This window comes from Citricoccus muralis (assembly GCF_003386075.1).
Taxonomy (GTDB): Bacteria; Actinomycetota; Actinomycetes; order Actinomycetales; family Micrococcaceae; genus Citricoccus; species Citricoccus muralis.
Map to the genome: position 1 here is coordinate 3396334 of NZ_QREH01000001.1, position 26305 is coordinate 3422638.

24 protein-coding genes and 1 tRNA gene are annotated in these 26305 nt (G+C 69.2%); 18 read left to right on the plus strand and 7 right to left on the minus strand.

The window, feature by feature from the left end:
* Positions 1-118 precede the first annotated feature (118 nt).
* From C8E99_RS15110 to C8E99_RS15130, 5 genes are all read left to right on the plus strand, one after another.
* On the plus strand, positions 119-1003 hold the full coding sequence (locus C8E99_RS15110; RefSeq protein WP_245952389.1) for a C40 family peptidase: 885 nt from the start codon (positions 119-121) through the stop codon (positions 1001-1003).
* Between the two features lie 293 nt (positions 1004-1296).
* Positions 1297-1791 (plus strand): HNH endonuclease, encoded by a 495-nt coding sequence (locus C8E99_RS15115; RefSeq protein WP_115932993.1) that lies wholly within the window; start codon positions 1297-1299, stop codon positions 1789-1791.
* A gap of 73 nt (positions 1792-1864) precedes the next feature.
* On the plus strand, positions 1865-2164 hold the full coding sequence (locus tag C8E99_RS15120; protein ID WP_115932994.1) for a DUF6457 domain-containing protein: 300 nt from the start codon (positions 1865-1867) through the stop codon (positions 2162-2164).
* Complete coding sequence (locus tag C8E99_RS15125) at positions 2161-4044, plus strand: ABC transporter ATP-binding protein (protein WP_115932995.1); 1884 nt, start codon at positions 2161-2163, stop codon at positions 4042-4044. Before C8E99_RS15120 ends, C8E99_RS15125 begins: the two co-directional genes overlap by 4 nt.
* Before the next feature lie 155 nt (positions 4045-4199).
* Complete coding sequence (locus C8E99_RS15130) at positions 4200-5471, plus strand: glutaminase (RefSeq protein ID WP_115932996.1); 1272 nt, start codon at positions 4200-4202, stop codon at positions 5469-5471.
* Between the two features lie 24 nt (positions 5472-5495).
* On the opposite strand, the gene C8E99_RS15135 is transcribed toward C8E99_RS15130, so the two are convergent.
* Positions 5496-5572 (minus strand) — tRNA-Arg (locus tag C8E99_RS15135).
* A 70-nt stretch (positions 5573-5642) separates the two neighbouring features.
* Positions 5643-6359, minus strand: coding sequence for a hypothetical protein (locus C8E99_RS15140; RefSeq protein WP_115932997.1), 717 nt, complete (start codon positions 6357-6359; stop codon positions 5643-5645).
* Between the two features lie 193 nt (positions 6360-6552).
* Between C8E99_RS15140 and C8E99_RS15145 the strand changes: the two genes are divergently transcribed.
* From C8E99_RS15145 to sucD, 5 genes are all read left to right on the plus strand, one after another.
* The gene (locus tag C8E99_RS15145; RefSeq protein WP_115933534.1) at positions 6553-7371 is read left to right on the plus strand and encodes a hypothetical protein; all 819 of its coding nucleotides are present in this window, start codon (positions 6553-6555) and stop codon (positions 7369-7371) included.
* Between the two features lie 22 nt (positions 7372-7393).
* Positions 7394-8158 (plus strand): sortase domain-containing protein, encoded by a 765-nt coding sequence (locus C8E99_RS16285; RefSeq protein WP_245952391.1) that lies wholly within the window; start codon positions 7394-7396, stop codon positions 8156-8158.
* A gap of 86 nt (positions 8159-8244) precedes the next feature.
* A complete protein-coding gene (locus C8E99_RS15155; RefSeq protein WP_115933536.1) occupies positions 8245-10791 on the plus strand; it encodes a UvrD-helicase domain-containing protein in 2547 nt (848 codons plus the stop codon).
* Between the two features lie 215 nt (positions 10792-11006).
* Entirely contained in the window at positions 11007-12185 is a 1179-nt protein-coding gene (gene sucC / locus C8E99_RS15160; protein ID WP_115932998.1) for an ADP-forming succinate--CoA ligase subunit beta, read from the plus strand.
* A gap of 14 nt (positions 12186-12199) precedes the next feature.
* Positions 12200-13114: a succinate--CoA ligase subunit alpha gene (gene sucD, locus C8E99_RS15165; RefSeq protein WP_115932999.1), complete on the plus strand. Its 915-nt coding sequence runs from the start codon at positions 12200-12202 to the stop codon at positions 13112-13114.
* Positions 13115-13398: 284 nt separating this feature from the next.
* Here the strand turns inward: sucD and C8E99_RS15170 are convergent, their stop codons facing one another.
* Complete coding sequence (locus tag C8E99_RS15170; protein WP_115933000.1) at positions 13399-14547, minus strand: VIT1/CCC1 transporter family protein; 1149 nt, start codon at positions 14545-14547, stop codon at positions 13399-13401.
* A 68-nt stretch (positions 14548-14615) separates the two neighbouring features.
* On the opposite strand from C8E99_RS15170, the gene C8E99_RS15175 reads away from it, so the two are divergent.
* Both C8E99_RS15175 and C8E99_RS15180 read left to right on the plus strand, forming a co-directional pair.
* Positions 14616-15014 carry a YidH family protein gene (locus tag C8E99_RS15175; protein ID WP_115933001.1) on the plus strand — a complete coding sequence of 133 codons (399 nt, stop codon included), beginning with the start codon at positions 14616-14618 and terminating at the stop codon, positions 15012-15014.
* A 3-nt stretch (positions 15015-15017) separates the two neighbouring features.
* Positions 15018-15365, plus strand: a complete 348-nt coding sequence (locus tag C8E99_RS15180) for a DUF202 domain-containing protein (protein WP_115933002.1) — start codon at positions 15018-15020, stop codon at positions 15363-15365.
* Between the two features lie 4 nt (positions 15366-15369).
* Here C8E99_RS15180 and C8E99_RS15185 read toward each other — a convergent pair whose 3' ends face one another.
* The gene (locus C8E99_RS15185; protein WP_115933003.1) at positions 15370-16929 is read right to left on the minus strand and encodes a sodium:solute symporter family protein; all 1560 of its coding nucleotides are present in this window, start codon (positions 16927-16929) and stop codon (positions 15370-15372) included.
* Positions 16930-17036: 107 nt separating this feature from the next.
* On the opposite strand from C8E99_RS15185, the gene C8E99_RS15190 reads away from it, so the two are divergent.
* The 3 genes from C8E99_RS15190 to C8E99_RS15200 are packed head-to-tail and all read left to right on the plus strand — an operon-like array spanning position 17037 to position 20359.
* A complete protein-coding gene (locus C8E99_RS15190; RefSeq protein WP_115933004.1) occupies positions 17037-17612 on the plus strand; it encodes a helix-turn-helix domain-containing protein in 576 nt (191 codons plus the stop codon).
* A gap of 60 nt (positions 17613-17672) precedes the next feature.
* Positions 17673-18653, plus strand: a complete 981-nt coding sequence (speB, locus tag C8E99_RS15195) for an agmatinase (RefSeq protein ID WP_115933005.1) — start codon at positions 17673-17675, stop codon at positions 18651-18653.
* Entirely contained in the window at positions 18650-20359 is a 1710-nt protein-coding gene (locus tag C8E99_RS15200; RefSeq protein WP_115933006.1) for a thiamine pyrophosphate-binding protein, read from the plus strand. The genes speB and C8E99_RS15200 overlap by 4 nt, the downstream gene beginning before the upstream one ends.
* A 76-nt stretch (positions 20360-20435) precedes the next feature.
* Here the strand turns inward: C8E99_RS15200 and C8E99_RS15205 are convergent, their stop codons facing one another.
* A complete protein-coding gene (locus C8E99_RS15205; protein ID WP_115933007.1) occupies positions 20436-20870 on the minus strand; it encodes a pyridoxamine 5'-phosphate oxidase family protein in 435 nt (144 codons plus the stop codon).
* Positions 20871-21070: 200 nt separating this feature from the next.
* Between C8E99_RS15205 and C8E99_RS15210 the strand changes: the two genes are divergently transcribed.
* On the plus strand, positions 21071-22060 hold the full coding sequence (locus C8E99_RS15210) for an intradiol ring-cleavage dioxygenase (RefSeq protein ID WP_115933008.1): 990 nt from the start codon (positions 21071-21073) through the stop codon (positions 22058-22060).
* A 61-nt stretch (positions 22061-22121) separates the two neighbouring features.
* Here C8E99_RS15210 and C8E99_RS15215 read toward each other — a convergent pair whose 3' ends face one another.
* Positions 22122-23081 (minus strand): inositol monophosphatase family protein, encoded by a 960-nt coding sequence (locus tag C8E99_RS15215; protein ID WP_115933009.1) that lies wholly within the window; start codon positions 23079-23081, stop codon positions 22122-22124.
* 109 nt (positions 23082-23190) lie between these two features.
* Between C8E99_RS15215 and C8E99_RS15220 the strand changes: the two genes are divergently transcribed.
* On the plus strand, positions 23191-24375 hold the full coding sequence (locus C8E99_RS15220; protein ID WP_115933010.1) for an App1 family protein phosphatidate phosphatase: 1185 nt from the start codon (positions 23191-23193) through the stop codon (positions 24373-24375).
* Positions 24365-24856 (plus strand): acyl-CoA thioesterase, encoded by a 492-nt coding sequence (locus tag C8E99_RS15225; protein WP_115933011.1) that lies wholly within the window; start codon positions 24365-24367, stop codon positions 24854-24856. The genes C8E99_RS15220 and C8E99_RS15225 overlap by 11 nt, the downstream gene beginning before the upstream one ends.
* Here the strand turns inward: C8E99_RS15225 and gdhA are convergent.
* Complete coding sequence (gene gdhA / locus C8E99_RS15230) at positions 24849-26189, minus strand: NADP-specific glutamate dehydrogenase (RefSeq protein ID WP_115933012.1); 1341 nt, start codon at positions 26187-26189, stop codon at positions 24849-24851. The genes C8E99_RS15225 and gdhA overlap by 8 nt on opposite strands.
* Positions 26190-26305 lie beyond the last annotated feature (116 nt).

Below are 26305 nucleotides of genomic sequence, written 5' to 3' on the forward strand. Positions count from 1 at the left end.
CCTGATCGAAGCGATAGACCGGTGGTTTGCCATTCCCCCCGCGACCACGGTGCACACAGCAGTCGTCAATCATGGCGGGGGCGGGCTCTGTCCGTAGGCACGTGAGAGAGGTATTTACGTGTCGAAGCGCAGCTCCGCAGCACGCCACCGCGCCGTTCCGGCGAACACCAACCCGCTGGAGGCCATCTCCAAGGCCGTCTCGTCGAACGCCGGGACCGTCGGTCGCCAGGCCGCCGTCGTGGCCGCCGCCTCCGGGCTCGTGTTGTCGATCGGTATGCCGGCCCAGGGCGCAGCCCCGGCCGTCCGCGAGACCACCAGCATTCCGGCCCCGGGCCTGGACATCGAGCGCGCCGCGGTGACCACCGTCAACGTCGCCGCTGCCAAGGATGTCAAGGTTGAGCTCGACCGCGCCCCGGTCACCTCCAAGCCGGCCCCTGAGCCCGAACCGACCCCCGAGCCGGCTCCGGAGCCCGAGTACACCGCAGCCTCGCAGAGCGAGTCCACCGAGCAGACCGAGCGGTCCACCCCCTCGGAGTCTTCTTCTTCTTCTACTTCTTCTTCGTCGTCCTCTTCCTCGGATGAGTCCCAGGAATCCTCGCAGGAGTCCTCCGCGACCCAGGAGGCCGCTGCTGAGCCGGCCCCGGCCGCGCAGAGCTCCAGCGTGGGCGGCGTTGTGGGTGCTGCCTACGCCGGCGTGGGCGTGCCGTACGTCTACGGTGGCAAGACCACCTCCGGTTGGGACTGCTCGGGCTTCGTGGCCTGGGCCTACGCCCAGGCCGGGATCACCATCCCTTCCTCCACGTCCGCCATCCGCGGCTCCGGGCTCTTCGTTCAGACCTCCAACCCGAAGCCGGGCGACCTGGTGTTCCAGAACGGTGGCGGCCACGTCGGCATCTACGTCGGCAACGGCCAGATGATCGGCGCCCAGAACCCCTCCGTGGGCACGTTCCAGCACTCCGTGACCCGGAACCCGCTGATGGGGTACTACACCTACGTCGGCTGACCACCGACTGCATGACCCGGCCCTGAGTGCCGGTGAATGACGACTGCTACGAGGGCCCCTCCGCATGGAGGGGCCCTCGGTCGTTTCCCCGGTGAAGGGGACGTGAAGGCCCGGTGAACACTCTCGGCGACACGCCCGGCAGCGGGGGTGCCTGAGCGGCAGGGTGCCACGGTGGCGCGTATCCTGAGTCTGATCGTCAACCCGATTCATCCCCGCAGACGCCGGATGGCCGGGTCGGTACCCGGCGGACGATCCGGCGCCCGCGGCACAGACGAAGCCGCGAGGTACGTCCCATGCGCACTCTGGTCCTGAATGCCGGCTACGAGCCACTGTCCGTCGTCAGCTACCGGCGCGCCATCCTGCTGGTGGTCACCGGCAAGGCGAGCGTGCTCGCCGATGGCGGGGATCCCGTCGTCGGGCCCTCCACCACCGTGCGCCGGCCAGCCGTCATCCTGCTCACCCGGTACGTCCGCATTCCGCATTCCGATTCGACGCCCGTGTCCCGCCGAGGGGTATTGCGCCGCGACGGTCATCTCTGCGCCTACTGTGGACGGAGCGCCACCACGGTGGACCACGTCCACCCGCGGTCCCGCGGCGGCGAGGACTCCTGGGAGAACCTGGTGGCCTGCTGCCTCGCCTGCAACAACGCGAAGGGGGACCGCACCCTGGCCCAGATCGGCTGGGCCCTGCGCATCACCCCGGCCCGCCCGCGCGGCGCCCAGTGGAGGATCCGCGAGTTGGAGAAGCCCGCCGAGCAGTGGACGGACTTCCTCGCGACCGTGGCCTGATCCGGCTGCTGCGGGAGCTTTGGTAAGGCTGTCCACACCGGATGCCCGAGGCGCCCGGACCTAGACTGGTGCGGTGTCCGAGACTCAGCCTGCCGCGCCACAGCCAGCCACCGTGCCCTCAGCCACCGGGTGGCCAGCCGAGCTGATGACCGCACTCGAGCTGGACGGCGTCCACCCGGACTTCGCCCGGCTGGAGCGCCTCGCCCGGAGTGCCGCGGCCATGTCGGGGAACGACGGCGACGCGGCGGCTACCGCTTTCATCGCCGGTTACGCCGCGGGGCTGGCCGAGGGATCGGGCCAGGCCGGTTTCGACCGGGCCCACCGCGCGTCGCTCCGGGGGATCGAACGGCTGCTGGACCGGCCCACCCCATGAGCATGGAACGCGCGGCGATGCAGGCCATGCGCCGAGCCAGCCACGGTGACCCCTCCGGCGGACGGCGGCTCCAACCGGGCACCATCCGGCGCAGCCTGGACTTCGTCCGCCGGTACAAGGGCAAGCTGGTCTTCTACCTGATGCTCTCCGTGGTCGGGGCGGTCCTGGGCGTGGCCTCGCCGATCCTGGCCGGTGACGTGGTGGACGCGATCGTGGGCGGCGGGAACGCCGACCGCATCATCCAACTGGCCCTGCTGATCGCCGCCGTGGCTGTCCTGGATGCCGTCCTGGCCGTGGTGACCCGCTGGCTGTCCTCAGACCTGGGTGAGCGGATCATCTACGACCTGCGCACGGCGGTGTTCGACCACGTGCAGAAGATGCCGATCGCGTTCTTCATGCGGACCCGGACTGGGGCGCTGGTCTCCCGGCTCAACAACGACGTGATCGGTGCCCAGACGGCGATCTCGAGGACCCTGTCAGGCGTGGTGATGAACTTCGTCTCCGTGGTGCTCACCCTGATCGTCATGCTGACCACCTCGTGGCAGATCACCCTCGTCTCGCTGGTGCTGCTGCCGCTGTTCTTCATCCCCGCCCGCGTGATGGGCGGCAAGATCGCCGAGCTCAGCCGCAGCCAGGCGCACCGCAATGCCGCGATGGGCGATCAGATGACCGAACGCTTCTCCGCCCCCGGAGCCACGCTGGTCAAGCTCTTCGGCCAGCCGCAGCGCGAATCGGCTGAGTTCGCGGCACGGGCGGACCGGGTGCGGGCCACCGGAGTGGGGATCTCCGTACGCCAGTCCGTGTTCATGACCGCTCTGACGCTGGTCTCGGCGCTGGCCTTGGCCGCCGTGTACGGGGTCGGCGGGCTGCAGGCCCTGGCAGGCCAGCTCAACGCCGGCGATGTGGTCACCCTCGCCCTGCTGCTGACCCGCCTGTACGGCCCGCTGACCGGCCTGGCCAGTGCGCGGGTGGAGATCATGGGGGCTCTGGTCTCCTTCGACCGGATCTTCGAGGTCCTCGACCTGGAACCGCTCATCCGGGAGAAGTCCGAGGCACGGGCCATCCCGGCCGGACCCATCACCCTCGAGGTGCAGGACGTCCGTTTCGCCTACCCGAGTGCGGACCAGGTCTCCCTGGCCTCCCTCGAGGACGTCGCGGTCCTGGACCGCCGGGGCGGCTCTGAGGTCCTGCACGGCATCTCCTTCACCGTGCAGCCCGGCCAGACCTACGCGCTGGTCGGCACCTCCGGTGCGGGCAAGTCCACCATCGCGTCCCTGCTCGCCCGGCTGTACGACGTCGGCTCCGGCACCATCCGCTACAACGGCACCGACCTGAGGGACACCACGTTCGCGTCCCTGAAGGAGACGGTCGGGATGGTCACCCAGGACGGGCACCTCTTCCATGACACGATCCGCGGGAACCTGACCCTGGCCCGGCCCGAGGTCGGTGATCCCGAGATCTGGGACGCCATCGACCGGGCCCGGTTGCGCGGGGTGGTGGAGGGGTTGCCGGACGGTCTGGACACCGTGGTGGGGGAGCGCGGCTACCGGCTCTCCGGCGGTGAGCGCCAGCGCATGACCATCGCCCGCCTGCTGCTGGCCGCACCGCGCGTCGTGCTGCTGGACGAGGCCACTGCGGCCCTGGACTCCACCTCGGAGAAGGCCGTGCAGGCCGCCCTCGCGGAGGCCCTGCAGGGGCGCACCGCCGTGGTGATCGCCCACCGGCTCGCCACCATCCGCTCCGCCGACCGCATCCTCGTGGTGGAAGACGGGCGCGTGGTGGAGGAGGGCCCGCACGAGGCCCTGCTGGCCGCGGGCGGGCGGTATGCCGAGCTGTACCGGACGCAATTCGACGATCCGGGACCGGCCTCCGACCGCTGAAACGGCCTGGATTTTCTCCGTGGCGGCCTCCTTGCTGCCCTGAAGCGGTTCGCCTAGCATCTGCACAGATCCCCGTGTTCGGAGGCGGATCACCAGACCGGACGAGGCGGCGGTGTTCGTGAACCGGGCAGCTCCGAGAACAAGGAGTATCACTCATGCGCACACCGGTACCGGAATACCTCCAAGAAGTCCTGAACGACTGCGTAGGCCTGGGTGAGGGCGCCGTTGCCGACTACATCCCGGAGCTCGCCGTGGCGGATCCGGACGTCTTCGGCATCGCGCTGTCGACGGTCGACGGCCGCACCTACTCCGTCGGTGACGACGAACGCGAGTTCTCCATTCAGTCCGTATCCAAGCCGTTCGCGTATGCAGCGGCCTTGACCGATCGAGGCCTGGAACGGGTGGCGCAGACGGTAGGGATTGAACCTTCGGGGGAGGCCTTCGATGAGCTGTCCCTCGAGACGGACTCGCACCGGCCCAAGAATCCGATGATCAATGCAGGGGCTATCGCCACCCATCAGTTGCTCGGCGGAGAAGGCGCTTCGCCCAGGGATCGGACGGACCGCATCCTGGAGTTCTGCTCCCGGCTCGCCGGTCGGCAGCTGACCATCGACCGGTCCGTGGCGGCGTCGGAGCTGGCCACCGCCGATCGGAACCTGGCCCTGGCCCACCTGCTGCGCAACTATGGCGTCATCGGTGGCGATGCCCATGAGGTGGTGTCCGGGTACATCGACCAATGCTCGATTCTCGTGACCGTCCGTGACCTCGGCGTCATGGGCGCCACCCTGGCCAACGCCGGTGCGCACCCGGTCACCGGGGAGCAGATCGTCTCGCCCCCCGTCGCCCGGCAGACCCTCTCGGCCATGGCGGCAGCCGGCATGTACAACGGCGCCGGCACCTGGTTTTCCGAGGTCGGCATTCCGGCCAAGAGCGGGGTCTCCGGAGGATTGCTCGGCAGTCTCCCCGGGCAAGTGGGAATCGGAGTGTTCTCGCCCAGGCTGGACGCCCAGGGCAACAGCGTCAGGGCAGTGGAGGTCTGCCGAAGACTGTCGGCGGATATGGGTCTGCACCTCATGGAAGCCGAAACCTACGGGTCCACCGTCCTCAGAGGGGTTGTCGCCGGAGAGGACGAGACGGTCATCTCCCTCCAGGGCGTGGTGCAGTTCACGGGTGCCGAAGTGGTACTCGACCACATCCAGGACCTCACCATAGATTCCCCCACAGTCGTGTTCGATCTGCAGCGGGTCGATCGCTTCGCCGATGTGGGCCGGCGCATGATCCTGGAGGGAATGCGACGCCTGGTCCTGGATGGCAACCGCGTTGTCCTCGACGATCCCGAAGGCACCCTGCCTGATCCCGACCTGGGCGACGGCACCTACCCTGAGCTGCGCTCCATGACCTTCGCGGCCCGAGAACCTCGAGTCTGATCCCCGCGCGTGACCCTCTGAGGGTGGTGCCCCCGACTGGATTCGAACCAGCGACCTGCCCTTTAGGAGAGGGCCGCTCTATCCTGCTGAGCTACGGGGGCCAGGGACCGTGGACGCCGGGCTTTCAGCCCGGAGCGCCGGTCCACCAGAACATCCTACGCAACGATTACGCTAGCGCGGCTTCGGCGACCCCGCGGCGATCTCCGCCTTTCGCTCGCTGACGGACTGGCGGACCTTGCCGAGGATCATCAGCACCACCCAGAGGGCGATCGCCACCAGCAGCACCCATCGCGCCGAGGTGAACAGGGACGCCGTCCCGGCGCCTTCGCCCCCGGCATCCAGGGACGACTCGATCAGCATGTTCTCGGCGATGTCCACCACGGCGAAGACCGCACCGGCGGCGTAGGAGAGCCAGCGGCCCAGGCCCCGCGGCAGGCACCAGGCGGCCACGGCGGACACGCAGGCGAAGACGAACAGCGGGAAGATCACCCCGGCGGTCTTGTGCACCCAGTTCAGCTGGCCGTGCGCGGCCTCGTTCATCGACGCGTCGAGCTCCGCGAGGGCAGCGACGTCATAGGTGAAGCGGTGGTCCGGCATCGGCAGCCCGCCGGACAGCGCGGACATCTGAGGCAACACCATGATGTGCAGGTAGAAGAACATGAACAGCGTCGCGCCGATCAACGCGATGACGAGCATGCCCGGGCTGCCCTGCTGTTGGCCCGAGGCCCGAAGGTCCTGCTTCGCCTGGCTCACGGACACCGTGGGGTGCCGGACGGGCACGACGTCGGCCGGGCGGCCGTCCTGATCCTTCGCCTTGCGCTGGGCGCCGGCTTGGGCCCTGGCCGGGTGGCCGGCAGAGCCCTTCTTCTGCTTCTTCTTCTGCGACACGTGGAACCTCCAGCCTCGATTATCCCAGTTGTCCGGGCTGTTCGCGTCCAGCGTCGGCCGCCCTCGGGTGGCACGGTCTCCAGCCCCGGCCCGGGGACCTTTCCCTGCTCCAGAGAGTTTTTTCACGTCCGACCCATCCGACCCGCGTGTGACTCCGAACACCCTGTATCGGATCAACAACGAGGAGAACGTCATGCGTAAGAAAATGCTCTTGGCCCCGGTGATCGCCCTGGGCGCCCTGACCCTGACCGCGTCCCCCGCCCTGGCTCACAGTGGCCATGGTGGTGAGGGGAGCACCACCGGCACCACGACCAGCACCCACGAGGGAGCCTGGTCGGGGCAGGCGACCCTGGACCCGCTGAATGACAGCGGCACCAGCGGACAGGCCATGATCGAGCTGGACGGCAATGAGGCCACTGTCACGGTCAACGTCTCAGGCGCCGCAGAGACCTTCATGGACGGCCCGTTCCCACACGCCCAGCACATTCACATTGCCAGCCAGGGCGTCTGCCCCACTCCTGAGGCCGACACCGATGGGGACGGCGCCATCAGCGTCCCGGAGGGCCATCCCTTCTATGGGGAGATCGGCACCTCTCTGACCACCGAGGGTGACACCAGCGCCGATTCCGCCCTCGCGATCGAGCGCTTCCCGGGCGGTTCCGCCTACAACTACGAGCGCACCTTCGAGCTCAATGACGCCACCGCCGCCTCCCTGGCGGACGGCACCGCCGTGATGGTGGTGCACGGCGTGGACCCGGCCAAGCTGAGCGCGGAGGCGCAGGAGAAGCCGAGTGAGCTGGACCCGGCCCTTCCACTGGCAGCGACCCTGCCGGCTGCCTGCGGCACGGTGAACGTCTCGCAGATGGGCCAGATGCCGGAGGGCGGCGCTGATACCGGGTCGCCGGTCCAGCAGTCCGACACCTCGGGGATCTTCCTGGGCGTGGGTGCGCTCGCCGTGGCCGCTCTGGGTGGCGGCGCATGGGCGGTCAGCCGCCGGTCGAGCCGGGCCTGAGCTACCGGAGGCAGCCCACACCATGAAGTCCCCTTCGACCGGTCGCCGCGCAGTCCTGGCGGGCTGCGCGGCGACCGCCCTCCTGCTCATCGCCTCGTGCTCGGTGCCGCCGGATCCGTCCGGTGCGGAATCTGCCGGATGGGGGGAATCGTCGGCTGGCGCTGCGGCCGGGCCTTCCGGGACGGCGTCACCCACCTCCACTCAGGCGACGTCGCCCACGGCTGAGGCGTCGGCTTCGGCTTCGGCCAGCGCACCCGAGAGCGCCTCGGCCGCGACTGCCCCGGCGGACGCGGCCACCACTGGTCCGCCGGAGTCCGAGCCGGAGGCCCTGCCCGCCTCGGAGCCGACCACGATCTCCGTGCCGGGGATCAACGTCGAGTCCGAGGTGATGCAGCTCGGCCTGCAGGACAACGGGGTGATCGAGGTCCCGCCCTACAACCTGGGCTCCCCGGCCGGGTGGTTCGTCCACTCGCCGACCCCGGGGGAGGTCGGGCCCTCGGTCATCCTGGGACACCGCAACGGCATCGAGGGCGGTCCGGGGATCTTCGCCGACCTACCGCAGACCGAGGTGGGGGACTCCATCGCGGTCACCCGGCAGGACGGCTCGGTCGCCAGCTTCACCGTCTACCGCACTGAACTGTTCCGCAAGGACGAGGGTTTCCCCACCCTGGAGGTCTACGGCAACACCGCGGGACCGGAGATCAGGCTGATCACCTGCGACGGGCTGAACCAGGAGACGGGGATGCTGGAGGACAACTTCATCGTCTATGCGACCCTGGACACCTGAGGCCTCAGGGGGAGGCTATCGGCGGCGGCCGGCGCTGTGGACGGCCCCTTCGGGTGTCCGGCCCGCTCGGTAGACTGGACGCCACCATGCCCCAGAATTTCCAGACCTCCCTGCCCGGCCTGTTCACCTCCCGCACCACCGAGCCAGTCGGCGCGGATCCGGAGGCCTTCACCTCCGCTGGCCCTGCCCACCGCGCCCCGACGGCCGACGAGCTGCTGGAGGGGTTGAACGAGCAGCAGAAGCAGGCCGTGGTCCATACCGGCGGCCCGCTGCTGATCGTCGCGGGCGCCGGCTCGGGCAAAACCCGAGTACTGACCCACCGCATCGCCTACGCCCTGGCCACCGGCCGGGCCCGGCCGCACGAGATCCTGGCGATCACCTTCACCAACAAGGCCGCCGCGGAGATGCGCGAACGCATCTCCGCCCTGATCGGACCGGCAGCGCAGAAGATGTGGATCTCCACCTTCCACTCCTCGAGCGTGCGCATCCTGCGCCGAGAGGCCGCCTCGGTGGGCCTGAAGTCCAACTTCTCGATCTACGACTCCGCGGACTCCCTGCGCCTGGTCACCTCGATCGTCAAGGCCCATGACCTGGACCCCAAGAAGTTCACGCCCAAGTCGCTGCTCAACAAGATCAGTGCGCTGAAGAACGAGCTCGTGGATGCAGAGGACCACTCCTCGACCGTCTCCGAGTCGGACCCGTTCGCCCAGGCGGTGTCCACCGTGTACCTGGAGTACACCCAACGGCTACGCCAGGCCAACGCCATGGACTTCGACGACCTCATCGGCATGACGGTCAACATCTTCGAGGCGTTCCCCGCCGTGCTGGACAACTACCGCCGCCGCTTCCGGCACGTGCTGGTGGACGAGTACCAGGACACCAACCATGCCCAGTACCGCCTCGTCCGCCTCCTGACCGGACCGGCCCACGAGCCGGACGGAGTCGAGACGACCGGCGGCGAGCTGACCGTGGTCGGCGACTCGGACCAGTCCATCTACGCGTTCCGCGGCGCGGACATCCGCAACATCGTGGAGTTCGAGCAGGACTACACCCAGGCCACCACCATCAAGCTCGAGCAGAACTACCGCTCCTCACAGACCATCCTGGACGCCGCCAACGCAGTGATCTCCAAGAACCCCAAGCGCCGGCCCAAGAACCTGTGGACCGCGGAGGGTGCGGGGGAGAAGATCATCGGCTACGCGGCCGAGAACGAGTCCGCCGAGGCCGAATGGATCGCCACCACCATCGACCGGCTGCAGGACGAGGACGGAATCCGGCCGGCCGACGTCGCCGTGTTCTACCGGACCAACGCGCAGTCCCGATCGCTGGAGGAACGCCTCGTCACCAAGGGCATCCCGTACCGCGTCATCGGCGGCACACGGTTCTACGACCGCAAGGAGATCAAGGACGCGCTCGCCTACCTGCGCGTGCTGGAGAATCCCGACGACGACGTGAACCTGCGCCGCATCCTCAACGAACCCAAGCGCGGGATCGGGGATCGCGCCGAAGGCGCCGTGGCGGCACTGCAGACGCGCAACCGGTCGACCTTCTTCGAGGCCCTCCGGCAGGCGGACCAGGCGCCCGCGATGGCCAGCCGATCGGTGAAGGCGATCAACGGCTTCGTCCAGATGATGGACGACCTGGCCCAAGTGGCCGCCACCTCGAACGCCGCCACCGCCCTGGAAGCGGTGCTGGAGCAGACCGGCATGCTCACCGCCCTGCGCTCCTCCGAGGACCTGCAGGACGAGTCCAGGGCGGACAACCTCGGCGAACTGGTGGCCGTGGTCCGGGAGTTCGAGAAGAACAACCCCGGCGGGACACTGGGAGACTTCCTCGAACAGGTGGCCCTGGTGGCCGATGCCGACCAGCTGCCGGACGCCTCGGACGAGGAGGGGGCGGAGCTGGCCGAACAGCTCGGCCAGGTCACCCTCATGACCCTGCACACGGCCAAGGGCCTGGAGTTCCCGGTGGTATTCCTGACCGGCATGGAGCACGGGGTGTTCCCGCACTCGCGGTCCATGACGGACGAGAAGGAGCTGGCCGAGGAGCGCCGGCTGGCCTACGTGGGCCTGACCCGGGCGCGGAAACGCCTGTTCGTCTCGCGTGCGGAGGCCCGGTCCCTGTGGGGGCAGCACCAGTTCAACCCGCCCAGCCAGTTCTTGGGAGAGATTCCCGAGAGCCTGCTGGACTGGGAGCGGGAGGGCTCCGCACGCCCCGCCGGATTCGCCGGGGGAGCGTCCGGCGGATGGGGTGGCGGCTCCATCGGCGGCCACGGCGGGCAGAACGGTCAGTACGGCCAGTCCGGCTCTCAATCGCGCTATCCGCAGCGGTTCTCCGGCTCCCACTGGGGGGCCGGTGGGCCGACGTCCAACCGGCCCGCCCGCGCGTCGGGCAGCTATGCGGAGGACGCGGAGCTGAAGGTTCCCCAGCGTGGGGCCGCCCGCACCCGGGTGCAGCCGCAGAAGGAGATGGTCTCACTGAGTCCCGGGGATCACGTGGAACACGGAACCTTCGGGCGCGGCACCGTCCTGAGCCTCGAGGGCCAGGGTGACAAGATCGTGGCCAAGGTGAGCTTCAACGGCACCGAGAAACGGCTGTTGCTGCGGTATGCCCCACTGAGCAAGGTCGAGTGACCGCCCGGTGGAATAACCGACCGGTCCCGCCGTGGACTAAGGTATGGGATGGAACGCCCGGGGAATCCCTGGGCTTCCGGCCGGCTTCCGCCGTGCCGGACATGCTCCGGTCGATGTCAGGGGTGGAAACGCCCTTCGTCACTGCACTGTGGTGTGCCTGATGCCGCTCGCGGAAACCGACCGTCCCCGTTTTCGACGTAGAAGGACTGCAACCCGTGGACCTGTATGAATACCAGGCGCGCGATCTGTTCGAGGCACACGGCGTTCCCGTGCTGGCTGGCATCGTGGCGCAGACTCCGGAAGAGGCCAAGGCGGCCGCTGAGAAGATTGGCGGCGTGACCGTCGTCAAGGCCCAGGTGAAGGTCGGTGGCCGTGGTAAGGCCGGCGGCGTGAAGGTCGCCAAGACCGCCGACGAGGCCTTCCAGTACGCCAAGGACATCCTGGGCATGGACATCAAGGGCCACACGGTCCACCAGGTCATGATCGCCCAGGGCGCCGACATCGCCGAGGAGTACTACTTCTCCGTGCTGCTGGACCGCTCCAACCGCACCTACCTGGCCATGTGCTCGGTCGAGGGCGGCATGGAGATCGAGCAGCTCGCCGTTGAGCGCCCCGAGGCCCTGGCCAAGGTTCCCGTCTCCGCGCTGACCGGCATCGATGCCGAGACCGCGGCCAAGATCGTGGCCGAGGCCAACTTCCCCGAGGAGCTGCGCGGCAAGGTCGCGGACGTCCTGGTCAAGCTGTGGGATGTCTTCGAGAAGGAGGACGCCACCCTCGTGGAGGTCAACCCGCTGGTCAAGACCGGCGCCGGTGACATCGTCGCCCTCGACGGCAAGGTCACCCTGGACGAGAACGCCGAGTTCCGCCAGGAGGGTCACGCATCGCTGGTGGACAAGCGCACGGAGGACCCGTTGGAGGCCAAGGCCAAGGCCAACGACCTCAACTACGTCAAGCTCGATGGCCAGGTCGGCATCATCGGCAACGGCGCCGGCCTCGTGATGTCCACGCTGGATGTGGTCGCCTACGCCGGTGAGAACCACGGCAACGTCAAGCCCGCCAACTTCCTGGACATCGGCGGTGGCGCCTCGGCCGAGGTCATGGCCAACGGCCTGGACGTCATCCTGAACGATGAGCAGGTCAAGTCCGTGTTCGTGAACGTCTTCGGTGGCATCACCTCCTGTGACGCGGTCGCTCACGGCATCGTCAAGGCCCTCGAGATCCTGGGCGACGCCGCCACCAAGCCGCTCGTGGTGCGCCTGGACGGCAACAACGTCGAGGAGGGCCGCCGGATCCTCTCCGACGCCAACCACCCGCTGGTGACCCTCGCCACCACCATGGACGAAGGCGCCGACAAGGCCGCTGAACTCGCCAACACCGCGCCGGCTGACAAGTAAGGACCCCTCAACTCATGTCGATCTACCTGAACAAGGATTCCAAGGTCATCGTCCAGGGCATCACCGGCGGCGAAGGCACCAAGCACACCGCCCTGATGCTCAAGGCGGGCACCAACATCGTCGGCGGCGTGAACGCCCGCAAGGCCGGCACCACCGTGACGCACAGCCGTGCGGACGGCTCCGAGGTCGAACTGCCCGTCTTCGGTTCCGTGGCCGAGGCCATGGAGAAGACCGGCGCCGATGTGTCCGTGGCCTTCGTGCCGCCGAAGTTCGCCAAGGATGCTGCCATCGAGGCCGTCGAGGCCAAGATGCCGCTGCTCGTGGTCATCACCGAGGGCATCCCGGTGCAGGACACCGCCGAGTTCTACGCTCTGGCCGAGTCCCGCACCGACGCCGACGGCAAGCCGACCACCACGATCATCGGCCCGAACTGCCCCGGCGTCATCACCCCCGGGGAGGCGCTGGCCGGCATCACCCCGGCCAACATCACCTCCAAGGGCCCGATCGGGCTGGTCTCCAAGTCCGGCACGCTGACCTACCAGATGATGTACGAGCTGCGTGACCTGGGCTTCTCCACCGCCATCGGCATCGGCGGCGACCCGGTCATCGGAACCACCCACATCGATGCCCTCGCGGCGTTCGAGGCGGACCCGGAGACCAAGGCCATCGTGATGATCGGCGAGATCGGCGGCGACGCCGAGGAGCGCGCGGCCGACTTCATCAAGGCCAACGTCACCAAGCCGGTCGTCGGCTATGTGGCCGGCTTCACCGCCCCGGAGGGCAAGACCATGGGCCACGCCGGCGCCATCGTCTCCGGCTCCTCCGGCACCGCACAGGCCAAGAAGGAAGCCCTCGAGGCCGCCGGCGTCAAGGTGGGCAAGACCCCCTCCGAGACCGCCGACCTGATGAGGCAGCTCCTGAACGGCTGAACCGACACCCCATCAACGACGCCGGCCCCCTCCTTCCATTGGAAGGAGGGGGCCGGCGTCGGTCTACTGAATGGGCCTGACTCTCAGAGAGCCGAGACGATCCAGATGATCAGGGCGATCGCGACCAGGATGCCCACGATGGTCCAGACAAGGTTGCTTCCACGCATGTTGCTACCTCCATTTCTTGTAGATCCTTCTCATTCATCCTTGCACGGGAAGCGCCCACGTCAAACATCGGAGCGCCAGGGCGTTCAGTGCGGCGGCGAGTGCGGCAGACCGCAGCGTTACGCGAGGTTGGCACCGAACAGCAGGCCCAGCAGGTAGGTGACGGCGGCGGCGCCGAAGCCGATGAGCAGCTGGCGCAGGCCGCGCTTGAAGGGCGAGGCCCCGGAGAGTAGTCCGACCACGCCGCCGGTGCACAGCAGGGCCAGGCCCACGAGCACCGCGGACAGGGCCACGGCGGGGAGCCCTCCCATGCCGAACAGGTAGGGGATGACCGGGATGATGGCTCCGGAGGCGAAGAAGCAGAAGCTGGAGAAGGCGGCACTCCACGGGCTGCCGATGGCCTCATGGTCGTCCGAGTAGTCCACCGGACCCTGGGAGCCGTCCGGGTGGGCGGAGAAGGACGGATCGCAGTCGCAGCTGAAGTACCCGAGCCGTTCCTGGGCGCGGTGGACGGCGTCCTCCTCCTTCATGCCACGGGCCCGGTAGACGAGCACCAGCTCATTCTGGTCCAGGTCCAGGTGCTCGGCCGCCTCGAGCGTCACCTGGGTGGGGGAGGACGCCTCGAGCAGTTCACGCTGGGACCGCACGGACACGAACTCGCCGGCGGCCATGGACAGCGCCCCGGCCAGCAGGCCAGCAATACCGGTGAACAGCACCACCGAGTTCGCCACTCCGGTGGCCCCGATGCCCATCACGAGGGCAAGGTTGGACACCAGGCCGTCATTGGCGCCGAAGACAGCAGCTCGGAAGTTGCCGGCGAGCTGCTCGCGTCCCCGGGACGCCAGCCCGCGGACGACCTCCTCGTGGATGGCCTCGTCCGCCACCATGGCGGGAGTGGCGTGCTGGTCCTTGGCATAGGGCGAATCGGATTCGGCACGCTGGGCCAGGGCGAGGATGAAGACCGAGCCGAAGACCTTGGCCAGCCAGCGCAACAGGATCCGGTGCGGGGACGGGCGGGGCGGGTTCTCCGCACGATTGCCGAGCAACAGCCGCCAGTGGTCCTCGTGGCGTTTCTCCGCCGTGGCCAGGCCCAGGAGGATCTCCCGCTCCGGGCTCTCCTTGCGCCGAGCGATGACCCGGTAGATCTCCGCCTCGGCGATCTCATCCGCCAGATAGCGGCGCCACCGCCGGATCTGGTCCCGGGTCGGCTCCGCCTCAACCGTGCCGGGCCGAGATCCGGGGCGGGGGGAGGACGATGCTTCGGGCATGGGAAACGAGGCTCCAGTCAGCGCAGGTGGGTGCCGGATTGCCGGCCCGTCCAGTCTACTCTGGGGGCATGGCAACACCAGAGCGCTCCGAACCTCCCGCGCGCGGTGCGGTGGCACAGAAGATCCTCGACGGCGGCCGGGAACCCGACCCCCGGTTCACCCTCGCAAACGAGCGCACCTTCCTGGCCTGGATCCGCACCTCCCTGGCGTTGCTGGCCGGCGGCATCGCGGTGGAGGCGTTCACCGGGTCCGTCTTCGACCCTCTGACGCGCACGGTGCTCGGCACGGTGCTGCTGGGCCTGGCCGCCCTCTTGGCCCTGACGGCCGGATTCCGCTGGGTACGCGTGGAGCGCGCCATGCGGCATGGCCGGCCGCTGCCCCTGCCGCTCATCGTGCCGGTGCTGGCCACCGGGGGCGCGGTGGCCGCCGTCGTGCTGCTGGTGTTCCTGCTGATCCGGCCGGCCTGAGCCATGCGCCGGCCTCCCGCCCGGCCGCCTGCCGAGGCCCTGCACCGGGACCCCGGGCTGCAGCCCGAGCGGACCGTGATGAGTTGGGACCGGACTCTGCTCGCCCTGTTCGTGGCGGCGGTGATGTTCCTGCGCTGGTACGCCACGGTCGGCCTCGCGGCACTGGCACCGGCCGGACTGTGCGGGCTGGCGGCGATGGCCATCCACCTCACCCAACGCCGGCGGTACGGGCTCCAGTCCCTCGGCGTGGCCCGGGAGCGGGTGGAGGCCGACGTCTTCTCCGTGCTGTGGATGATGGTCCTCGTGGTGGCCCTCGCCGTGCTCGGGGCCCTGGCGATCTGGGTGATCTGACCCCTCAGCGGTGGTCGACCACGTGGCGGCTCCGCACGAACTCCTCGGGAGCCCCCTCCACGGTGCGGCGGCGCCAGGCCGCCAGCACGGAGGGGTGCGTGGGCGTGGTCAGCAGGCTGACCACGGTGTATACCAGCACCGAGGCGGCCAGGCCCACGTAGATCGGCTCATTGGCGTAGACGCCCGCGAACCTTTCCTCTGCCTGGACCTCCAGGGTGATCATGGTGGCCAGGGTTCCCAGCGTGCCGGCCGCCATGGACCACGCTGCCCCCGCCCCGGTGCCGCGGGGCCACACCAGACCTCCGAGGATGGCCACCAGCAGGCCACCGACGAGGATGTCGTAGGCGATGGTCAGCGCGGCCACCACATCCGGGACCGCGATGGCCAGGGCCAGCACGAACAGGCCCAGTCCCAGTACCCACCAACGGTTGGTGTCCACGTCCTCCTCGAAGTCCTTCGCCTCGGCCGCATCGGCCTCGGCCTGCGCGTGTGCCGCAGCGGCGTCCAGACGGCGGGTCCGCCGGCGTTCGAGCAGGCCGCGGACCAGGGGCACGACGTCGGCCCGGGCCACGGTGGCGGCGGCGATGAGTGCGCCGGAGGCGGTGGACATCATGGCCGCCACGGCGGCGGCCAGGGCCATCCCGCCCAGGCCGACGGGCAGCAGTTGTGAGGCCACGGTGGCGAAGACGTCGTCGCGGACCTCGATCTGCGGGAGTGCGACCGCGGCGGCCATGCCGATGACCGCACCGGCCACGCCGTAGAGGATGCAGTAGACGCCGGCTGCGCTTCCGCCCCAGCGGGCGACCTGCGGCGAGCGGGCCGTGAACACCCGCTGCCAGATGTCCTGGCCGATCAGCAGCCCCAGGGTGTAGACGACGAAGTAGGTGAGGATCGACTGCAGGCCCATGCCGCCAAGGTCGAAGAACTCGGCATCCAGTCGCTGCCCGAGTCCACTCCAGCCACCGGCCTGCGCCAGGGACAGGGGGAGCATCAGGGCGAACAGGCCCACGGTCATGATGAGGAACTGGGCCATGTCTGCCAGCGTGATGGACCACATGCCGCCGACCACGGCGTAGACGAGGACGATGCCGCCACCCACCACGATGGACAGCCAGCGGTCCCACCCGAAGAGCACCACGAAGATGGACGCATAGGCACCGGTGGAGGTCGCCGCCAGCATCAGGGTGTAGGCCAGCATGACGATCGAGGACACCTGCGTGGCCTCGGAACCGTACCGCAGGGTGAGCATCTGGGAGACGGTGAAGATCTTCAGGCGCTGCAGGGTCGGGGCGAACAGCAGACTGAGCAACAGGACGCCGACGCCGATGGCCGTCACCAGCCACAGCCCGGAGATTCCGTACTCGTAGCCGAGGCCGACGCCGCCGACCGTGGAGGCGCCCCCGAGGACGAGCGCGCTCATGGTCCCGGTATACAGGAAGGGGCCCAGGCGCCGCCCGGCGACCAGGTAGTCAGAGGTGCCGCTGGTCCGGCGCCGGCCCCACCAGCCGAACAGCAGCATGCTGGCGAGGTAGACGGCGATGATCACGATGTTCAACGTCTGCATGACGGGCCCCGCACGTGTTGTTGGTCACATTCGTTGCGGTATACGGTAAACCCATGTTTACCGCCAGACAACCTCGGTGTCGTCGGCCGGCCCCGGGAGGTTGACGCTTGAAATCACTGCCCATCCGACCCGCCGCGGCTGATCCGGCGATCGGCCGGCGCCTGCGGGCGCTGCGCCAGCAGCGGCGGCTGACCATGGACCAGGTCGCCGAGTTCGCCGGCCTCACCAAAGGATTCCTGTCACGGGTGGAACGGGACCTGACCAGCCCGTCTGTCTCGAGCCTGGTGGACATCTGCCAGGTCCTGGGGGTGGCGCCCGGGGAAGTCCTCGATGCCCCCGAGACCGGAGTCGTCCGCCTGGCCGCCGCGCCGCACGTGAACCTGGGCGGAGACGGGATCACCGAACAGCTGCTCACCCCACCCGGACGGCGCTCGCTGCAGATCATCCGTGCGGTGATCGCCCCCGGCGGGCGCGGCGAAACGGACCTGTACACCATGGACTGCGCCGTGGAGGCGCTGCACGTGGTCACCGGGTCCTTCGTGCTGGTCACCTCGGACGGCGAGCTGCCACTGGACGCCGGAGACACCGCCACGTTCCCGGGCGCCGAGCCGCACAGCTGGATCAATCCGGGTCGCCAGGACGCCGTGGTCCTCTGGACGCTGGTCGGGCGGGAGGCGCGCTGACCCGTTGATCACCCGGGCACCGTGCCATGAAGCACAGTCATCGATACGAAAGGACCTGACATGCTCAACATTCCGCGAGTGACGGAGAACGGCCGTCTTGGACCGGTGAACTCAGCCGTGGTGCCCCGCTACGGCGGCGCCCCGACCTTCGCCCTGCTGCCGCGACTCGATGAGGTCGAGGGAACCGGCCGGAAGGCCGACGTCAAGGTCGTCGGGGTGCCCTTCGACTCCGGAGTCTCCTACCGGCCCGGCGCCCGGTTCGGGCCGGGGCACGTTCGGCAGTCCTCCCGCCTGCTCCGCCCCTACAATCCCGCCACCGACACCTCGCCCTTCGCGCAGGTACAGGTGGCCGACGCGGGGGACCTGGCGGTCAACCCCTTCAATATCCACGAGGCGATCGAGGCGATCGAGGCCGACGCGCTGGAGTTGACCGAGGACGGGGCCTCGCTGATGACGCTCGGCGGAGACCACACGATCGCGCTGCCGCTCCTGCGGGCGGCCGCCGAACGCGCGGGATCCCCGGTGGCCCTGCTGCACTTCGACGCGCACCTGGACACCTGGGACACGTACTTCGGGGCCGAGTACACCCATGGAACACCCTTCAGGCGTGCTGTGGAGGAGGGGATCCTCGATACCGACGCCATCAGCCACGTGGGCACCCGCGGCCCCCTGTACGGGAGGAAGGACCTGGAGGATGACCGGCGCTTCGGCTTCGGCATCATGACCAGCTCGGACGTCTACCGCCTCGGCGTGGACGAGATCGTCGCGCGGCTGCGTGACCGCGTGGAGGGCCGGCCCCTGTACATCTCCGTGGACATCGATGTCCTGGACCCGGCCCACGCGCCGGGCACCGGCACCCCGGAGGCCGGTGGGATGACCAGCCGGGAGTTGCTGGAGATCCTGCGCGGCCTGCGCGGCCTCGACCTGGTGGGCGCCGACGTCGTAGAGGTGTCCCCGGCCTATGACCACGCCGAGCTGACCGGGATCGCCGCCGCCCACGTGGCCTATGACCTGATCGGCCTGCTGGGGGAACGGGCATGACCACTCGCAACCGCACCCGCCGCAACGGCGGCGACCTCGTGATCGAGACCCTGCAGGCCCTCGGCGCCCGCACCGTCTTCGGGATCCCCGGCCAGCACGCGCTCGGACTCTTCGACGCGCTCTCCCGCTCGGAGCTGCACTACGTCTCATCCCGGGTGGAGAACAATGCCGCCTTCGCCGCCGACGGCTACGCCCGGGCCACCGGCGAGGTCGGGGTGCTGTTCCTCTCCACCGGGCCCGGCGCCCTCACGTCCCTGTCCGGGCTGCAGGAGGCGTACGCGACCGCGGTGCCGGTCGTCGTCGTCGCCTCACAGATCCCGCTCTCCGGGCTGGGTGCCCGCCGCAAGGGCATGCTGCACCAGCTCGATGACCAGAAGGCCTCGGCCCAGAACGTGACCAAGACGCAGTTCAGCGTGCACCACCCCTCCGGGATTCCGTCCGCCATCCAGGACGCCTGGGCCGCGGCCATCACGGTTCCGCAGGGTCCCGTGTGGGTGGAGGTCCCACAGGATGTGCTGCTCGGCGAGGTCATGGTCCCGCCCGTGGAGGATGCCCTGGCCGTGCCCTACGACCATCCACCCCGGCAGGAGCTGATCGACGAGGCCGTGCGGTGGCTGGCCACCTCCCACCGGACCGCGATCGTCGCCGGGGGAGGAGTGCGCCGTTCCACCGGTGACGCCCGCCGCCAGCTGCTGCGCGTGGCCGAGCTGCTGGACGCCCCCGTGGTCTGCACCCCCGGCGGCAACTCGGCCTTTCCGCACGACCACCGGCTGTCCCTCGGCTCCTGGGTGGAGGACCGCCACGTCACAGACCTGCTCGAGGATGCCGAGGTGCTGCTCGTCGTCGGTTCCTCGCTGGGGGAGGTCACCTCCAACTACTTCACCCTCGAACCTCGCGGCCGGCTCATCCAGGTCGACGCCGAACCCCGGGTTCTCGAATCCAACTTCCCCACACTCGGTGTGAGGGCCGACGCCGGCCAGGCCCTGGCCGCGATCGTCGCGGCGCTCTCAGGCACGCAACCCGGGGCCGAGGACTCGGTGCGCGCCGACTGGCACGGCCGCAGCGCCGCCGAGGCGGTGGCCGAGACCCACCGCAGGGTCGAGGCCCGGCTGGACGGGCAGGAGCTGTCCCGCGAGCGGAGGTTCCTGGCGGACATCCGGGCCGCCGTCCCCGCGGAGATGCAGACGTACTGGGACATGACGATCGCGGCGTACTGGGGATGGAACTGCTGGGACGCCCAATCGGGCGAGTTCCACTCCGCCCAGGGTGCCGGCGGCCTCGGTTATGCCTTCCCAGCCGCGATCGGCGGAGCAGTGGGGCTGGCCGACCCGGCCGACCTGGCCGACGCGGCGGAGGCCGGCGGGCCCGGGGTGCTGGCCGTCGCCGGGGACGGCTCGGCCATGTACTCGATCGCCGAGCTGGCCTCGGCGCAACAGCACGGGGCGAACGTGACCTGGCTGATCGTGGACGACGGCGGCTACGGGATCCTGCGCGACTACATGGAAGAGACCTTCGGCCAGGCCACGGCCACGGAACTGTACCGGCCGGACTTCGTGGCCCTGGCCCGGTCCTTCGGCGTCCCAGCCGAGGAAGTGCCCGTGGAGGAGGTCGGCCCGGCACTCACCCGGGCGTTCAAGCGGCCGGGCCCGGCCGTCGTCGTGGTCAGGACCCTGTTGAGGATGTGGGCGCCGAGTCACCTGGGATAGTTCTCCGGCGGACGCAACTGATCCCCGGCGAAGCGTCAGCTGCCGGGGATCAGATGGTGCGGTGTGCGTCCTGCTGCTAGTCGAAGCGCTCGGGATGCTCACCGAAGATGAAGTGCCGACCGGTGACCCGGTTGACCGTGACCTCTACAAAGAAATCCTTATACGTGGGGACCCAGGGGTCAATAGCCAGTGATTCGGCGAACTCGATCTCGTCCTCCAGTTCCAGCACGCGGGCGGTGCCGCGGGCCAGGACAGACCACGCCTGGTCCGAGAGGATGCCGTCTGCCTCGAAGATGACCTTGGGGTTGATGGTCAGCTCGGCCAGCTTGTTGCCGGGCGCCGTGCGGAAGTAGACCTTGCGGTCAGCGGCCTTGAAGTTCACCGGCACGAGGTCCAGCTCGTCATTCACCCGCAAACCCAACCGCCCGTGGCGGGTGTTCTCCAGCAGCTGCCAGCACTGGTCCTCGTCCAGGACGAGGATCGCCTCGTCATCCGGGTGTTCGAACATCATGGCCCGTCCTCCTTCATCCCCTGCGGGGTGCCATGCCCGGGCCGGGACCGTGGGTCGGAACGTGGAGATCCCGGTCAGCGGGCACTTTCATTGTCCCGTGCCGAGAGGGTTCCTGCTAGGGGTGGCTCAGCGCCGTCACAGCACCGTCATAGGGAGCCGGGTGACAGTGGAACGGAACCGCACGCGAAAGGAACCTCGGGATGAGACGACGCGAGAACAGCAAGCTATTCGAAGGCCGGATGCTGGACCGGCCGGAGGAGGACGTGGAGGACCAAGGCCTCGCGTTCGATCTGGGCACCCTGGTCTCCCGGCGGAAGGCGCTGGGGGCGTTCGGCCTGGGCGCCGGCGCCGTGCTGCTGGCTGCCTGTGCCCCGGTCTCCGAGCAGAACGGTTCGACCGCCGCCTCGGCCTCCGGATCGCCGGCGGCCAGCTCCTCGGCATCGTCAGCGCAGGCCGAACTGGTCGAGACACCGGGGGAGACCGCCGGACCCTATCCGGGCGATGGCTCCAATGGTCCGGACGTCCTGGAGGAATCGGGAGTGGAACGCAGTGACATCACCTCCTCGATAGACGGCGGTGCCACAGCCGAGGGTGTGCCACTGACCCTCACCATGAACATCATCGACATGGCCGGTGGCAATGTCCCCATGACCGGCGCCGCCGTCTACGTATGGCACTGTGATGCCGCCGGACAGTACTCCATGTACTCGGACGCCGTGGTGGAGGAGACCTACCTGCGTGGGGTCCAGGTGGCCGGTGAGGACGGCACTGTCACCTTCACCACGATCTTTCCCGGTTGCTACACCGGCCGCTGGCCGCACATCCACTTCGAGGTCTTCCCGGACCTGGACTCCATCACGGACGCCACCAATGCGGTGCTGACCTCCCAGATCGCCATGGCGGAGGCGAGCAGTTCAAGCGTCTTCGCCCTGGAGGCCTATGCGGGCTCGGCCGAGAACCTGGCGCAGGTCACCTTGGCCTCGGACAACGTCTTCAGCGACGATTCGGCGGCCCAACAGCTCGGAACCACCACCGGGTCGGTGCAGCAGGGCTACACAGTCACGATCGACGTGCCGATCGACACCACCACGGAACCCTCCACTGACGGGATGCCACCCGCCGGCGGTGCAGGGAACCCCGGCGGCGCGCCTCCCAGCGGTGGTCCCGGGGGCCAGCCGCCGAGCCGGTAGCCGACGAGCGTCAGGAAGCGTCAGGACGGGAACGTGTGGAGGGGAGCGGGCAGGAGCGGCATCATCGCCGGTAGCCGGCGGTGCGCCGGACGGCCACGGTCTCCTCCAGCACCCGGACCGCCGTCGGCGCCACCCGCCCCGGGGCCACGGCCACGTAGCAGGGGGCCAGGTGGGCGGGGCGGCGTTCGGGGCCGTCCGTGTCATAGAACAGGGCCAGGTAGTGGCCTCCGGCCCGGCGCACCAGCAACTGGCCGACGCCCACGTCCCACGGGTTGGTGTCCACCCCGAGGGTCACGTCCGCCCACCCGATCGCCGTGAAGGCCAGCTCCAAAGCACCGGAGACGGTCCGGCGGACGGTGGCATAGGAGTCGACCAGTCGGCCGAAGCGCTCCAGTGCCACGGGGCCGTCCAGTTCCAGGGCCTCCGCGGAGGGATAGGAGGTCACGAGGTTCATGGCGGGCTCGGCGGGAGGATCAGCGAGATGCACGGCGTCCACAAGGTGGGCCGCATCCACGGACGCGGTCTCGGCCCCGAAGCGCACACCGTTGAGGTACGCCCCGACCTCGTCGGCGGAGAACTCGAGCCCGTTCACCGGGTCCAGCACCACGCCGGCCACCACCTCGCCGTCCACCGCCGCGGCGATGGAGATGGAGAACATCGCGAAGCCGTGGGCGAAGTTGGCGGTGCCGTCGATCGGGTCGATGATCCACTCGAGACGGTGTGCGTCGGCGGGGAGACCGGCGGCCTGGCCTGAGCCAGCAGGCCTGGGATCGTAGCCCCGGGCGCCCCCCTCCTCGCCGATGAAGCGGCTGCCCGGCACGGCCTCACCGAGCAGCCGGACCAGTTCGTCCTCAGTGGCGCGGTCATGCACCGTGACCAGGTCATGCGAGGAGCGCTTGATGGTCAGATTGAGGTCCGCGGGGGTGGAGCGGAAGGCGCGGACCAGGCGGGGGGCGCAGGCGGCCGCCGCGGTGATGGCGATGCGGCGCAGTTCGCTGGGTGCTGGAAGTGCGCTCGACATGGGGCCAGCCTATCCTCCGGGTCTGTCCGCGGGACATGCCGTGCGCCGGGAGCGGACACTGCGGGGCCCGGTGTGAGCTCCGCCCGTGACGTGGTGAATACTGGGGTGTATGGCCGACCGGATTCCCGCACCGCACGCTGCTGCCGTGGACGCACCGCCGTCCCCCCTGGTGGAAGAACGGGAACCCCTCATCACCGAGCACGTGGCCACCATGCTCCAGGACCGATGGCATGCCTTCCGCCGCAAGTCAGCCATCCGGCGGGGCCTGATGCCCACCGTCATGTCCTTCACCGGCTACGGGACCACCGGCTGGATCCGGGTCCTCTCACGCGTGGTGATGGCCCCGGACGAGGCGTTCGAGAATGGGCGCCGCCTGGCCAAGATGGTCGAGGACGGCATGCGCGGCTGGCACAACTTCACCTCACCGCCCGTGCCCTATGCACTCGTGCAGATCACCGCCGGAGGACAGAGCTTCACCGTCCGCGCGGACCGCGGAGGCCTGGTGGACGCCGTCGTCGAGGCAGAGCTGGAGCCCGGTTGGCAGACCGTCACGCTGCAGTCCAACGGCAGTGAACCCGCCACGAGCGACGTGTACATCGTGGACGACCATGTGGTCACCGGCGTGGTCTCGGACGTGGATGACACCGTGGTGGTCACCTACCTGCCGCGGCCCTTCCTGGCCGCCTGGAACTCCTTCGTCCTGGATGAGCATGCCCGTACGCCCACCCCGGGGATGGCCGTGATGCTGCACCGGCTGCTGGACCAGCAGCCCGCGTCTCCGGTGATCTACCTGTCCACCGGCGCGTGGAACGTGGCCCAGACCCTGTCCCGGTTCCTCTCCCGCAACCTCTACCCTTTCGGGCCGTTGCTGCTGACCAGTTGGGGGCCCACGGAGGACCGCTGGTTCCGCTCCGGGTTGGAGCACAAGGTCTCCCAGCTGGATCGGTTGGCGCGGGACTACCCCGGCGTGCGGTGGCTGCTCATCGGTGACGACGGCCAGCACGATCCGGAGATCTATGCCGACTTCGCCCGCCGGCACCCGGACAAGGTGCGGGCCATCGTGATCCGGCAGCTCACGCCCTCACAGGCGGTCCTGGCCGGCGGCCGCGCCAACGATCCCCGAGACACCACCCCGGGCGTGCCCTGGTGCTACGGGCCGGACGGGGCCACGCTGTCCCGCCAGCTCGAGGACCTCGGCATCCTGGACGCCGGGCGGACGGAGGCCCGGCCGCAGACCTGGCCGATGACCGCCCAATTGTCCGTCGTGGCTCCGGAAGCCGGCCATGGACGCTGAGCCCCTGACCGGCGCGGTCGAACCGCGGCCCGACGGCGGCGGGCCCGGCGTCCGGGTGGACATCGCCCTGCGCTGGGGGGACATGGACGCCTACGGGCACGTGAACAACGTGAGGATCGCCTCCATCCTGGAGGAGGCCCGCATCCACGCCTTCGGTGTTCCGGCGGGTACGGGCGCCGCCGGAATCGGAGCGCCGGTGTCCCTGCTGGACGGGGTGCCGGACACCGTGCAGGCGCTGATCTCCGAGCACCGGATCCGCTACCGGCGGCCCCTGGAGTACCGCACCGTCCCGGCCCGCGTGTGGGTGTGGGTGGCCGCCGCGAAAGGTGCCTCAATCGAAGTGGCCTACTCCATCCATGACGGAGTGGACGGCACCGAGTGTGTCACCGCCGGGACGACCATGGTGTTCGTGGACTCCGCCACGGGCCGCCCCGTGCGGCTGACTCAGGAGCAGCGGGAGGCGCTGACCGGCCTCAGATGACGCCCTGGGCCAGCATGGCGTCGGCGACCTTGACGAAGCCGGCGATGTTGGCGCCCACCACGTAGTTGCCGGGGGAGCCGTACTGCTCGGCGGTCTCGAGGCAGCGGTCGTGCAGATCGAACATGATCTTCTCGAGCTTGTCGTGCGTGTCCTCGAAGCTCCAGGTGTCCCGGCTGGCGTTCTGCTGCATCTCCAGTGCGGAGGTGGCCACGCCGCCGGCATTGGCGGCCTTGCCCGGGCCGAACAGCACGCCAGCCTCGATGAAGAGCTCGGTGGCCTTCTGGGTGGAGGGCATGTTGGCACCCTCGGCCACAGCGGCCACCCCGTTCTTGATGAGGACCTGCGCGGCCTTGTCATCCAGCTCGTTCTGGGTGGCCGAGGGCAGGGCCACGGTGCCCGGGACGTCCCACACGCTGCCGTCGGCGACGAAGCGGGCCTTGCCGCCGCGCTGTTCGGCGTACTCGGAGATGCGACCGCGCTGGACCTCCTTGATCTCGCGGAGCAGGTCCAGGTCGATGCCGTCCTCGTCCACCACGTAGCCGGAGGAGTCCGAAGCGGTGATGGCCTTGGCCCCGAGCTGCTGGGACTTGGCGATGGCGTTGACGGCCACGTTGCCGGAACCGGAGACCAGGACGGTCTGGCCGTCCATGGCCTGGCCCTTGGTGCGCAGCATCTGGTCCGCGAACATCACGGCGCCGTAGCCGGTGGCCTCCGGGCGGACGAGCGAACCGCCCCAGGACATGCCCTTGCCGGTGAGCACACCTGACTCGAAGCGGTTGGTGATGCGCTTGTACTGGCCGAACAGGTAGCCGATCTCCCGGGAGCCCACGCCGATGTCCCCCGCGGGCACATCCGTGTACTCGCCGATGTGACGGTAGAGCTCGGTCATGAAGGACTGGCAGAAGCGCATGATCTCGGCGTCGGACCGCCCGGCGGGGTTGAAGTCCGAGCCGCCCTTGCCGCCGCCGATCGGCATGCCGGTCAGGGCGTTCTTGAAGATCTGTTCGAAGCCGAGGAACTTGATGATGCCCAGGTACACGGACGGGTGGAACCGCAGTCCGCCCTTGTACGGGCCGAGCGCGGAGTTGAACTCCACGCGGAAGCCGCGGTTGATCTGCACGGAGCCGTTGTCGTCCACCCAGGGGACGCGGAAGATGATCTGGCGCTCGGGCTCGCACATGCGGCGCAGGATGCCCGATTCGACGTACTCGGGATGGCGGTTGACCACGGGACCGAGGGCTTCGAACACCTCGGTCACGGCTTGGTGGAATTCGCTTTCTCCGGGGTTGCGGCGGAACACTTCGTTCCGCAGGTTTTCCAGACCCTGTTCCATGTCCGTCCTCGCTTTCCTCGGTGGCGTCCCTGTGAGGGGAGGGCATCCCCTGGCAGGGAGCGGCCGGGACCACTGTACCGGCAGGTATGCGGACTGCGGAAAGCGTGACGGGGCCC